Origin of the sequence: Nonomuraea sp. K271 (genome assembly GCF_009908215.1) — a bacterium.
GTDB lineage: Bacteria > Actinomycetota > Actinomycetes > Streptosporangiales > Streptosporangiaceae > Nonomuraea > Nonomuraea longispora.
Map to the genome: position 1 here is coordinate 47,883 of NZ_JAAAHR010000035.1, position 12,495 is coordinate 60,377.

Genomic DNA, 12,495 nt, shown 5'->3' on the forward strand with positions numbered 1-12,495 from the left:
GAGACCTCGGATTCGCGAACCAGCTGAACTGACGTGTTCACCCGCCGGCGGAGGGGATCGATGCCGCGCTCCGCCGCGTCGACGCGTTGCCGCGTTGCCGTGTTGCCGTGTTGCCGTGTTGTTCAGAGAACGGGCCCGGCGGGGGTCGAGGTGCCTGCGACGTACTCCGTCGCGAAAGACCGACCGGCGCCCGGGCGGGGATCAGTCAGGTGAGAAAGAAGGGTCGTCCGCCGCTGTGCGGACGACGGGGGGCAGCACGTACGCCGGAGGTGAGCGCCGTGCCTCGAGCCGCGGGTCGAACACTGACCTCGCGACGTCCCCAGTGGCGGACCCGAACGGGCCGCTGCCACCGCCGTTGGGCACCAAGCCGTTGGTGTCCAGGATCTTGCCGGCGGTGGACGGTGTCGGCAGGCCAGGATCCTGCTGGCTGTTGAGGCCGTCGACCGTGCGCCCCGCCATGGCTTCGGCGTTGTCTGACGCCGAGACATGACCGGGGCCGAGGGAGGCGGCCGACGCGCCGACTTCTGAGACCGCGGAGGGGACCGCGGGCATCTCGGCCACAGGCGTGCCCATGTCCGTTGCGGACACTGGCGTGCCCATGTCCGTTGCGGACTCGTACGAGTCCGTGGCCGCCACGGACTCGTACAAGTCCGTGGCCGTTGCGGACGCGGACAGCTCCGCGGCCGACGTTCCGGACGCGGGAACCCCCGCAGCCGATGTTGAGTGGGACGCTCCCGTCGCCGCGGTGGAGTCCGCAGCCGCCGGAGCAGCGGTGAGCATGCCGAACAGAACAGCGAGCAACCATCCGGCGGCCACGAGGGAACCGACGGCGGTTGCCCGCAGGACGAGCCGACGGGCACCAGCCGCGAACCGCGCCATCCGGTCGACCCGATCGGTGGCCTTGTCCTGCCCTTGGGAGGCCACGGACAGGCGACACACAGCGGGGGACCTCTCCCCCGGCTGATGCATCGCCGCGCGCGCCACGTGACCTCCCGAATTCCCAGAACCCTTCCTCAGCGTTGACGAGGCCGGTCCGTGGACTCACCCCTCAACGGTCCGTAACCGTAGCAGCACTCAAGGTTGTCGCAAGGCCTTTTCGCCGCAGCACCAGGAAATCGCCAACGCCACATAGCCCAAACCATCCCCAACAGGCCCAATGCCCTCTGGCGTACGTCATGAGCACGCCATCAGGCGCCCCGCCACGCACCATCACCCGGCATACCCGCACTCCTGCAGCCGCCTTTCGGCGAGAGCCCGGATTCTCGGTATGACTCACCCCTCAGAGTTTGCTAGCCTTACTGAGCCGACGCGGGATGACGGTCCAGCGTGCAGGCACCAAGTCCGGGTGGCGGAATAGGCAGACGCGCTAGCTTGAGGTGCTAGTGCCCAGTGATGGGCATGGGGGTTCAAGTCCCCCCTCGGACACGCACTCTGGTACATGTTGGGCCTCGCTTCGACTGTGACAACCCTCCCCGAGGGGTCATAGATGAGGTGGAGGCCCATCTGTTTGTAGAGGTCGTTCCTGTCCGCAGGATCGGCCTTCATCAGGATCTTGGGAAACTCGGCCATCGCCGGAATCATCTCCTTGATCTCCTTCTCTGTGATCTCACGCTTCCTGTTGATCGTCCGCATGCGTCCTTCGGCCTGCATGCGTTCGGCCCGGGTTTCGGCCATCCACTTGCCGACCTCCTGCGGGTCACCGCCCGCGTCCAGGGTCGCCCTGTAACGAGCCATCCGCTGATCGCAGTCGTCGATCGTCTTGCGGGCGGCTTCGATGGCGATGCGATCCATCTCGTTTGTCTGGGCGTCCATGAGAGCCCGGACCGTCTCCTCCAGAGCGGCTGGGTCAAAGATCCGGCCGAGCCACGGATCCAGCTCCGCGAGGATGTGGTCCTCGCGGACGTAGACGGTACGTGGATGCTCGATCTTGTTCGCCAAGGCGTACTCGACGGGAAACTTGCACCTGTAGTGGGCGCGGCCGTTGTTCCAGGTGCCTTCCATGCGCCGCTCGCACACGCCGCAGTGGAGCAGGTGGCGGAGGACGTAGGGGCGCGGGGTCCTTCGGGGTTTGCGCTGCTTCGCCGGCCGCCCGTTGGCCGACAGCAGCGCCTGTGCCTTCTCGAACGTCTCGGTGTCGATGAGCGGCTCGTGGACGACCGCCTCCGACCAGACCCACTGCTCTTCGGAGTTCCACTTCAGTTTGGTCACGTGCCCCTGGGTGACGTCGTTGACGTCCAGGAGCTCCTCCTGCTTGTGCTGCTTGTTCCAGACCTGGCGACCCGTGTAGCGCGGGTTGAGGAGGATCGCTCGAACCGCCGACTTGGACCAGGCGACCCCCGAGCGGTGTCGATTGCGGGCCCTGTCGTAGGCGGACGGGCATGGGATGCCCTCCTTGGTCAGCCCTTCGGCGATCAGGTAGAGGCCCTGTCCCTGAACGAAGTCCTCGAAGATCCTTGCCACGTAGGGAGCTGTCAGCGGGTCCGGCTCCAGGCGGTGGAGCCGCTTTCCGTCGGCGGCCTTGCTCGGGTTGGGATGGGGTCCCGCATCCATCAGGCGGTAACCGTACGGCGGGCGACCGCCCAGAAAACGTCCTTCGATCTTCGCCTGCGCTTCCATGGTGGTGCGGACGCGCATCTTGATGCGGTTGCGCTCCCCTTTGCTGATCCCGCCGAACATCAGCATGATCAGCTCGTGCGCTTCGTTGGTGGGGTCGATCGCCCCGCCGACCTCGGGCACCCACAAGGGCACTCCGTAGTGGTTGAAGAGCTCAAAGGTGTTGCCGAACTGGTTACCGTAGAAGGCGCGTTGAGGCTCCCCGACCACGACGGCGTCGAACCCGCGGTTCGGGTTTCGCAGCTCACCGAGCAGGATGGCCGCCTGCGGCCTGCGTTGCGGCGGGATCGATCGGGACTTGTCGATGTCGAAGAACTCCGCGACGATCACACCTCCACGAGGCTCGATCAGCGCTCGTGACCGCGACAGTTGCCAGTTTCTCGACGAGGTGGGGTCCTGGTTGTCCTCCGTGGACACCCGCCCCCAGAAGGCGAACGGGATCATTCAGTCTTCCTCCCTTACTGCTGACGTCGTGTCAGCGCCGTTCCATGTCAGGAGAATGCGCAGGAGCGCACGAGCAGCCCCGGCGGTCAGAGACGGGCTCGTCTCGGGTACCTCCACTCGCAGTTCGCGCCTGGGCCCAGCGCTTCCGCCGCCCGAGGGGACCCGTGCGGGCCCTGCAGGGTACGCCTCCGTGGTCATTTCCTGAGGCCCTGAGCAGGCCCTTTGTGGCTGTTCAGACACCCTGGCCCTCCGCATCCGTGAAGCGGGTACGGGCCAGGTCGCAGTAGGCGGCGTTCAGTTCGATGCCGGCGAAGGTGCGGCCGAGTTGCCGGGCGGCTATGCCGGTGGTGCCGCTGCCCATGAAGGGGTCCAGGACCTTGCCGCCGGGGCGGCAGCCGACGGCAATGGCCCGCAGCGGGATGTCGATCGGGAAGGCGGCGAAGTGGGCTGCCTTGAGTGGGCGGGTGGGGATCGACCACACGTCCCCGGGGTTCCGCCCGCCCGGGTGGCAGGCGGTGTGCCGCTCGCCCGTGGGCCGCATTGCCGCCCCATGGCGCGGGCCTGCCGCGTCCTGGCCGGTCGTGCCGTACTTGCCGGGTGGCGGCCAAGGGGTGGTGATGCTGTTCGGCTTTGTGCCGCCCGAGCGTGACCGTCTGGTGATCGGGCGGTCGCCGGTGTAGGGCTGGCGGATCGGGTCCAGGTCGAAGCCGTAGCGCCGCTGTTTGACCAGCAGGAAGATCAGCTCGTACCGGTTGGACAGGCGATCACGGACGGACTGCGGCATCGCGTTCGGTTTGTGCCACACGATGGCGTTGCGCAGGATCCAGCCGTCCTCTTGCAGGGCGAAGGCGACGCGCCAGGGCATGCCGATCAGGTTCTTCGGCGGTACCGACCGGCGGGCTTTCGGCCGTACGAGGGGCTGGCGCGGGTTGAAGTCCGCGCCGCGGGCACAGCCGTCGGAGTTGGCGGCGTAGAGGTCGCCAAGGTTGAGCCAGCAGGTTCCCTCATCCGCCAGGACCCTGCGGACTTCGGCGAAGGCGGAGCGCAGGTTCTCCACGTACGCCTCGACAGTGGGTTCCTGACCGTACTGGCCGTCGCAGTAGTGCCGCAGCCCCCAGTACGGAGGACTCGTCACGATGCAGTCCACCGAGCCCGCGGGCATCTCGGAGCGCACCTGCCGGGCGTCGCCGTGGTAGATGGCGGCCTGGTCGTCGTGCCAGTACGGCTGCCTCAATACGGTCATCGGCAGCCCCCGACCGTCCGGGCCACCCACAGCGCCTCACTCGCGCGCGCAGCACCGGGGTAGGCGCCGACGACCATCCGCCGGTAGCCCTTGACCCGGGCCGCCCACCACGTCGCCCCCACGAGCGCTCGTTCGGCGCCCGGTGTGCCGTCGGTGGCCAGGCAGCAGATCTCCACCGTGGAGCCGTCGTCGTCTCGCCACGAGCGGGGCGGGCCGGCGAACACGACGCCGACCAGCGTCGCGTTGCCGTTGCGGACGCCGAGGACGAATTCGGCGTCGGTGGGCGCGAGAGGGTAACGGTGTGTCCAGGCGGTGAAGGCCCGAGCGGTCTGAAGCCTGATCGGTGAAATGACCAGGCGCCGGGCTTCTGGCTGAGCGGGATTGGTCAGTTTGCGGTTGTTGATGCTCGCGAAGATGTCATTCGACTTCTCCATCGCTGTTGTCGGGACACGGTTTCCGGATGCGCGCCTCCAGCACCGCGATCACGGTGTTGGTGGCGTGTGACCAGGCAAGCAGCGGGCTCAGAAGTCGCTCAGAAACAAGGGTGCACGACCGCTGACCCAGTCCTGGTGGCACTTCTTCTGAGAAATTTCTGAGCCCATTCCCAACGCCTCTCTGAGTGGTTTCTGAGGAGCTGCGTAGACCGGTTTCGAGACCACGGGAGCTTTCTCGAATCGGAGCACGACATGAGCGCACATCGCCTCACCGAATCGCCCTTGGACACGGCGGAGACCTCGTTTCGACTGCTGAGCACCGGCCCCGGATGCCTGTCCTTGGACTGCACGGCGTTCGCGCCCGGCCTGCCTCGCGGGCCGATCGAGCTGCTGGAGTTGCGTGTGCTGCTCACCAGCCAGAACGTCACCGAGCAGGCCAGAGACGCCGTCTGGACGGAGCTCGTCGCCCGGGCCAGGCAACCGCAATCGGCCTGGACCGTCGCCGCCGCCGGCATGGCGATGCCAGCCCTTCGCAGGACCGCCCTCTCCCTGACACGCGAGCTGGCGTGTGGAGACCCTGTGGACGTCGACATCGCGATCCTGGCCGGGTTCCTGCGGGCCCTGCACCGCGTGGACACCGACCTGCCCCACATCCGGCGCCGCCTCTGCGAGGCGGCCCGCTGCTCGGGCGAGAGCGCTCGCCGCTACCTGCTGGCCAAGGCTGAGCGGCAGCGGCAGGACGGTGAGCCGCCGCCTGCGGGCCGCCCGTGGCACCACCCCGATCTGGTCCTCCTCGACGCCGTCGACGACGGGATGCTCAACGAGCTCGACGCCGAGCTGATCATGCTCACCCGGCTGCAGGACGTACCTCTGCGAGACGGCGGCCTCGTCCTGCGGCCGCAGAACCGGCACGACGCCTCGCAGGTCAGCAGGCTGTGGCTGCCGGACACCGAACCCACCCCGCCTTCCCCCACCTCTTCCGCGCGGAGCCAGGAAACTTCGGATGCAGACACGGCAACCGAGCTGAAGGGAGGCAGGGACACCACCCCTGGCTCCGCGCGGATCTCTCCCAATCACCCGTCCGTCGCCGGCCGAGCCAGGGGGCGGCACACGCGGCAACCCCGGTCCGGGAAGCGCTGCCTGCGTGGCCTTGTCCTGTCGGTCGTTGCCGCGGCGGCAATCGCTGTGCTGCTGGTTGCCGTGGTGGCGACCGCGGCGCTGGCCGCCGCGCCGGCCGACCTGAACACGGTGTTCACCAACCTGCGGAACTGGCTGATCGGCCTGCTGGCCACGCTTGCCACCCTCATGCTGACCGTCGGCGGGCTGCGCTATCTGATCGCCGGCGGCGACCCCGGGGAGATCCAGAAGGCCAAGGCAGCACTGAAAGCAGCGGCGTTCGGATACGCGCTCGCGGTGCTGGCGCCGCTGTTCATGAGCGTGCTCAAGCGCATAGTGGGCGGTTGACCGCCATGCCACGCCTCGCCAGCACCGTTGCCGTCATCTCCGGATGTGTTGCCGCTATGGCGGCAGCCCCTGCCGCCGCCACCCCTTCGCCGACGCCCTCCCCTGTGCCTTCTCCGCCGTTGTTGCCGCCGGGGGATGTCCCCATCGGGAGTACCAGGTCGATGTTCGGTATCGGGGACTGGATCGCGGGCTGGATCAACTCGTGGTTCGCGAACCTGGTGACGCTGGCGGTCGAGCCGATGCTGAAGGTCCTGTCGATGACGCTGCTCGCCACACCGGACGTGGCCGCCAGCCCCAGGGTGTACGACCTGTGGCAGGCGAGCGCTGTGATCGCCAACAGCGCGTTCGTGCTGCTGGCCACGATCGGCGCGATCGCGGCGATGGGGCACGAGACGGTCCAGACCCGGTACGCGGTCAAAGAGGTGCTGCCCCGGCTGCTGGTCGCCGTCCTGGCCACGAACACGAGCTTCACCATCTGCGGAAAGATCATCGAGCTGGCCAACGCGCTGTCACAGGCGCTGCTCGGTCAGGACTTCGACGGCCGGCGGGCATTGACGACGCTCCGGTTCATGATCGTTCCTCCGGCGCAGGACGAGAGCTTCTACATCCTGCTCGCGCTGGTCGCGGTCATCCTGCTGACCCTGCTGCTGATCACCTTCGTGATGCGCGCCGCGCTGGTGCTGCTGCTGGTCGTGGCCGCTCCGCTGGCGCTCGCCTGCCTGGCGCTCCCGTACACCGATGGCCTGGCAAGGTTCTGGTGGCGGGCCTTCACCGGGCTGCTGACCGTTCAGGTGGCGCAGTCGCTGGCGCTGGTGATGACGGTACGGATCTTCTTCAACCAGGACGGGCGCCTGGTGCTCGGGCTCATACCGTCTGGCCAGCTCATCAACCTGGTCCTTGCCATCTGCATGTTGATCATCCTGGTCCGCATACCTCGCTGGGTCACGCGGCGGCTCTTCGCCCAGACGGCCGGGCGCGGCTCGACGATCACGCGCATCGTCAAGTACGCCCTGGCCTACAAGCTCACCTCACCCGTGCTGAACGCCCTGCACCTGGGCCGGGGAGCTCGTGCCTCTGCCGGTGTCCGGACATCTCACGGGATGCAGGGCAGGGTGCTGCCCCCACGCCGTCCACCCGGTGGCGGCCCACCCGGTCCCGCTGGTCAGCGCGGACCGCAGCCGCCCTCCGGACCTCCATCCCAAGGCGGCCAGGGCAAACGCTCACCGGCCGGCACCCGCTCCCAGCGGAACACGACGGTGGTCACACCCTCGTCGTCCGCGCCGCCGGTCCGCGTCACGAACACCAGCGCTAAGCCCCAGCGCTGGGTGCAACAGCCGGGCTCGACCGGCCAGAGGTCGTCCGAGCACCACCCTCCTTCCCGACCTCGGCCTCCAGTTCCGCCGGCCGTGTTCCTGCCGCCCGTCTACCCCGGCAACACCACGGCTCCGCGACGGCGTACCCCGCCTGATGCGGGAGGTGAGCGCAGGTGAGCTGGCCGACCCGGATCCCCGCCGACGTGGAGCAGGACGACCGGATCGTCGGCGGGTTCACCGCCCGTCAGGTGGCCATTCTCGGCGGCACCGCGGCCCTGCTGTACGGCGCGTACCTGATCGCCGGCGAGCGCATCGGGCTGCTGGTGTTCGCCGCCGGAGCTCTGCCGGTCGCGGTGGCGGGGCTGCTGCTGGCCGTCGGGCGGCGTGACGGTGTACCGCTGGACCGTTATCTGCTGGCCGCGCTGCGCCACCTGTTCACGCCGAAGGCTCTGACCTCCTCGCTCGACCAGACTCCGGCGGCTCCGAAGTGGGTGGCCGCTCGCACCGCCGCCCGTTCGGCTCCACTGCGGCTGCCTGCTCGCGGGGTGATCGGGGACGGGCTGATCGATCTCGGCCCGGACGGCGTCGCCGCAGTGGCGGAAGTGTCCACGGTGAGCTTCGCCCTGCGAACGCCCGAGGAGCAGGACGCGCTCGTGGCGACGTTCGGACGCTGGCTCAACTCGCTGTCCGGTCCGGCGCAGATCTTGCTGCGCGCCCAGCGGGTGGACCTCGCTCCGGCGATCAACCAGCTGGTGAAGGGCACCGGTGATCTGGCTCATCCGGCGTTGACGGCCGCCGCGCACGGGCACGCCTCATTCCTGGCTGATCTGTCCGCCCGGCATGACCTGCTCCGCCGCCAGGTCCTGCTGATCGTGCGCGAGCCCTGCGACGGCGGGCAGGACGCGGCGGCGGCGCGTGCGCTGCGGCGGGTGGAGGAGGCCACGCGCCTGCTGCCGGGCTGCGGAATCACGGTCCGGCTGCTGAACGCCGGGGCCACGAGCGCCGTACTGGCGTCCTGCTTCGACCCGGCCGCGCCGCCCCTGCCTGCCGATCAGCTCGCCTCGCCCGGCGAGGTCATCACGAAGGGAGAGCACCGGTGAAACTTCGACGTACACGGTCAAATCGCGGAGGGCTGGGGCCGCAGGCGGTGCTGGTCCGGCCGTCCCATTTGCGGGTGGGCGGTGGGTTGTGCGCGACGCTGGCTGTCAGCGGATATCCGCGGGAGGTCCACTCCGGGTGGCTGGAGCCGCTGCTGACCTACCCCGGCCGTCTGGACGTGTCGCTGCACGTGGATCCGGTGCCGTCCCTGGTCGCCGCCGACCGGCTGCGCAAGCAACTGGCCCGGCTGGAGTCCGGGCTGCGCAGCGACCAGCAGCACGGACGGCTCCTCGACCCGAGCGCAGAGGTGGCCGCCGAGGACGCCCAGGACCTCGCCTCGCGCATCGCGCGCGGGCAGGCCCGGCTGTTCCGCGTCTCGATCTACCTGACCGTCCACGCGACCAGCCAGAACGAGCTGGACGAGGCGTGTGCCCAGGTGCGCGCGCTGGCCGCGTCCCTGCTCCTGGACGCCCGCCAGGTCGCCTTCCGCCAGCTGCAGGGCTGGGTGTCGTCGCTGCCGGTGGCCTTCGACAATTTGGGAGCCACCCGTACGTTCGACACCCCGGCCCTGGCTGCCGCGTTCCCGTTCACCAGCCCCGACCTCACCGCCGAGACGGGACCGACCGCGGTGCTGTACGGGGCGAACGCGGCCAGCGCCTCCCTGGTGACCTGGGACCGGTTCGCCCAGCCCAACCACAACTCGGCCATCATCGCCAGCAGCGGCGCCGGCAAGTCGTACCTGGCCAAGCTGGAAGCACTCCGCTCGCTGTACACCGGGGTCGAGGTCGCGGTCATCGACCCCGAGGACGAGTACGCCCGGCTGTGCGAGGCGGTCGGCGGCGCCTACCTACACCTGGGCGCGCCGGACGTCAGGCTCAACCCCTTCGACCTGCCCGCCGACCGACGGGACGCGCTGACCCGCAGGGTGCTGTTCCTGCACACGCTCGTCGCGGTCATGCTCGGCGAACCACTCGACAAGACCGGCAAGGCCGCGCTCGATCGGGCGATTCTCGCCACGTACAAGCAGGCCGGGATCACCTTCGATCCGGGCACCTGGGACCGTCCGGCGCCGCTGATGCGCGATCTGGTAACCGCCCTTACCGAAGATGTGGACGTCCGGGGCGAGATCGCCGCCGGACTGGCGCCGTACGTGACGGGGAGCCACCGACGCCTCTTCGACGGGCCCACCACCACGCGGCCCGACTCCCACCTCATCGTGTTCTCCCTGCGGGACCTTCCCGAGGAGCTCAAGGCGGTCGGGACGCTGCTCACCCTGGACGCTGTCTGGCGGCGCGTGTCCAATCCGGACCAGCGGCGTCCACGACTCGTCGTGGTCGACGAGGCGTGGCTGCTCATGAAGGATCCCGAAGGAGCCAAGTTCCTGCTCCGGATGGCGAAGGCGGCCCGCAAGCTCTGGGCCGGGCTCTCGGTGGTCACCCAAGATGCCGCCGACCTGCTCGGCTCCCCCGTCGGACAGGCGATCATCGCCAACTCCGCCACCCAGATCCTGCTCCGGCAGGCACCGCAGGCCATCGACGCGGTCACCGACGCCTTCAACCTGTCCGAGGGCGAACGCCAGCTCCTGCTGTCCGCCGAACGCGGCACCGGCCTGCTGGCCGCCGACTCCGGCGCCTCCCGCGTCGCCTTCCACGTCCTGGCCAGCGCCGGCGAACACCGCCTGGTCACCTCCTCCCCGCAGGAACTCGCCCAGTACGACGAGGAGGATCTGTGACCTTCCGTGATCTCGACCCGGATCTCCTGCTGGACGTCGTCCTGACGTGGCTGCACGGGCACGGCACGTCTATCGCGATCCTGGTTCCGTCCAGCGTGTTCACGGTGAGTCTGGGCCGGTTCGTGCTCCTGCGGCTACGTCACCGCACGACGGTTCGAGGGGCGCGCTGTCTGGAGCTTCTGGCTCCACCGGCTGCGGACCTGCCCGGCGCCGAGGCGTTGTGGGGCAACCTCCTCGGGCTGCTACGTCCGGCTTGGAAGCGGTTCCTGTTCGGCCAGCCGCACCTGACCTTCGAATACCACTTCGGAGCGGGTGGAGTGCGGATCCTCATGTGGGTCCCCGGCACCGTCCCGCAGCATCTGGTGGACCACGCGGTCGAAGCCGCCTGGCCCTCCGCGCGCACCACCGTGGTGGAGGCTGATCCGCCGGTGCCGCTCAGCGGGCGGACCACCGGCGGGCGGTTCGTGATCGCCCGTGAGGAGCGCCTGCCTATCCGCGACGGCCACGACCACGATCCTCTACGAGCGCTGCTCGGCGCCGGCGTGGGCATGCCTGCCTGGCAGCATGCCGCCGTACAGGTTCTGGCCCGTCCTGCCACCGGCGGTCGCCTGTCCCGTCCGGGCCTTCCCGTCGCGCTGGTGCGCGCCGTCCTCGACCTCGTCGTTCCCGACCGTTCCCGTACGCATCGCGAGCCCGATCACGCCGTACGGCTGGAGCACTACGCCGAAGCCCGCGCCATCCGCGACAAGGCCCTCCAGCCCCGCTACGAAGTGGCCATCCGCTACGCCGTCCAGGCAGACGACGGCGGCACGGCCTCGCTACGACGCCAAGCCATCCGCGGGCGGGCGCACGCGATCGCCGCCGCCTTCGCCCTGTACTCCGGCCACAACCGGCTCGAACGACGCCGACTGATCCGGCCAGGCCATGCGCTGGCCGCCCGCCGCCTCGGACGCGGCTTCCTGCTGTCGATCCCCGAACTGGCCGCGCTCGCGCACCTGCCGACCGACCCCGCCGTCCCCGGCCTGCAACGGGCCAGAGCCAACACGGTCGCCCCCACGCCGCAGGTCGCCCAGCACGGCAAGGTGCTCGGCACCGCCGACGCCGGCCATCAACGCCCGGTCGCGCTGCGCGTACCCGACTCCTGCCACCACGCGCACATCCTCGGCCCGAACGGCACCGGCAAGAGCACCCTGCTCGCCCACATGATCCTGTCCGACATCCAGGCCGGACGCGGCGTCGCCGTCATCGACGCCAAAGGCGACCTCGTCGCCGACCTCCTCGGCCTCATCCCGGAAGAAGCCGGACAGCGCATCGCGCTCATCGACCCCGACGACCCACATTCCCGGCCCGCACTCAACGTCCTGGCAGGCCCGAACCCCGACACCCTCACCGACAACCTGGTCGGCATCTTCCACAAGATCTACGCCGACTCGTGGGGGCCACGCAGCGACGACATCATGCGCGGTTGCGCCCTGACCCTGTCCCGCAGCGGCGGCACCCTCGCCGACATCCCCGCCCTGCTCACCGAGCCCGCCTACCGCCACCAGCTCACCGCGCAGTTGAACGACCCGTTCCTCGCCGGGTTCTGGAACTGGTACGAACGCCTGTCCGAGCAGGCCCAGTCCCACGTCACCGCGCCGATCATGAACAAGCTTCGCGCGTTCCTGCTCCGCCCGTTCGTCCGCGACATCCTCGGCTCCGCCCAGTCCACCTTCGACGTCGGCGACGTCCTGGACGGCAAGATCCTGCTCGCCCGCCTGCCCAAAGGCGTGCTCGGCGACGACACCGTCCGCCTGCTCGGCTCACTCCTGCTCGCCCAGGTATGGCAGGCCGCCTCCCACCGCGCCCGCCTCGGCCGCAGCCGCGCCCCTTCGGCCCTGTACGTCGACGAGACCCAGAACTTTCTCAACCTCCCCCGCGCCCTGTCCGACATGCTCGCCGAAGCCCGCGCCTACGGCCTGTCGATCGTGCTCGCCCACCAGCACCTGGCCCAGCTCCCCCGCGACCTCCACCAGGCCATCAGCTCGGACGCCCGCAACAAGATCTACTTCACTCTGTCTCCCGAAGACGCCCGCGACACCGAACACCACTTCAGCCCGTACCTCAGCCGCCACGACCTGGCCAACCTCGGCGCCTACCAAGCCGCCGCCCGCC

The 12,495-nt window shown here is 69.3% G+C and carries 8 protein-coding genes, 1 tRNA gene and 1 pseudogene; 6 read left to right on the forward strand and 4 right to left on the reverse strand.

Features of this window, described 5'->3' with window-relative positions; genetic code table 11:
- Nucleotides 1-201: 201 nt before the first annotated feature.
- Nucleotides 202-984, reverse strand: a complete 783-nt coding sequence (locus tag GUY59_RS47485; RefSeq protein ID WP_201760896.1) for a hypothetical protein — start codon at nt 982-984, stop codon at nt 202-204.
- A gap of 355 nt (nt 985-1,339) precedes the next feature.
- Here GUY59_RS47485 and GUY59_RS15145 point away from each other — a divergent pair.
- Nucleotides 1,340-1,425 (forward strand) — tRNA-Leu (locus GUY59_RS15145).
- A gap of 516 nt (nt 1,426-1,941) precedes the next feature.
- Here the strand turns inward: GUY59_RS15145 and GUY59_RS51345 are convergent.
- The 3 genes and pseudogenes from GUY59_RS51345 to GUY59_RS15160 form a co-directional block, all read right to left on the reverse strand.
- A pseudogene (locus GUY59_RS51345) lies at nt 1,942-3,057 on the reverse strand (recombinase family protein); the annotation flags it as partial.
- 232 nt (nt 3,058-3,289) lie between these two features.
- Entirely contained in the window at nt 3,290-4,300 is a 1,011-nt protein-coding gene (locus GUY59_RS15155) for a DNA-methyltransferase (RefSeq protein WP_201760897.1), read from the reverse strand.
- Nucleotides 4,297-4,734 (reverse strand): XF1762 family protein, encoded by a 438-nt coding sequence (locus GUY59_RS15160; protein ID WP_138205922.1) that lies wholly within the window; start codon nt 4,732-4,734, stop codon nt 4,297-4,299. Before GUY59_RS15160 ends, GUY59_RS15155 begins: the two co-directional genes overlap by 4 nt.
- A 252-nt stretch (nt 4,735-4,986) precedes the next feature.
- Between GUY59_RS15160 and GUY59_RS48670 the strand changes: the two genes are divergently transcribed.
- The 5 genes from GUY59_RS48670 to GUY59_RS15185 form a co-directional block, all read left to right on the forward strand.
- Nucleotides 4,987-6,198, forward strand: a complete 1,212-nt coding sequence (locus GUY59_RS48670) for a hypothetical protein (RefSeq protein ID WP_236667170.1) — start codon at nt 4,987-4,989, stop codon at nt 6,196-6,198.
- A 161-nt stretch (nt 6,199-6,359) separates the two neighbouring features.
- A complete protein-coding gene (locus tag GUY59_RS15170) occupies nt 6,360-7,688 on the forward strand; it encodes a conjugal transfer protein TrbL family protein (RefSeq protein WP_138205924.1) in 1,329 nt (442 codons plus the stop codon).
- Nucleotides 7,685-8,611, forward strand: a complete 927-nt coding sequence (locus tag GUY59_RS15175; protein WP_138205926.1) for a PrgI family protein — start codon at nt 7,685-7,687, stop codon at nt 8,609-8,611. The genes GUY59_RS15170 and GUY59_RS15175 overlap by 4 nt, the downstream gene beginning before the upstream one ends.
- Nucleotides 8,608-10,341 carry a VirB4 family type IV secretion system protein gene (locus tag GUY59_RS15180; RefSeq protein WP_138205928.1) on the forward strand — a complete coding sequence of 578 codons (1,734 nt, stop codon included), beginning with the start codon at nt 8,608-8,610 and terminating at the stop codon, nt 10,339-10,341. The genes GUY59_RS15175 and GUY59_RS15180 overlap by 4 nt, the downstream gene beginning before the upstream one ends.
- Nucleotides 10,338-12,495 (forward strand): type IV secretory system conjugative DNA transfer family protein (locus GUY59_RS15185; protein ID WP_161714552.1); only part of this gene is annotated, 2,158 nt, incomplete at its 3' end. The genes GUY59_RS15180 and GUY59_RS15185, both read left to right, overlap by 4 nt.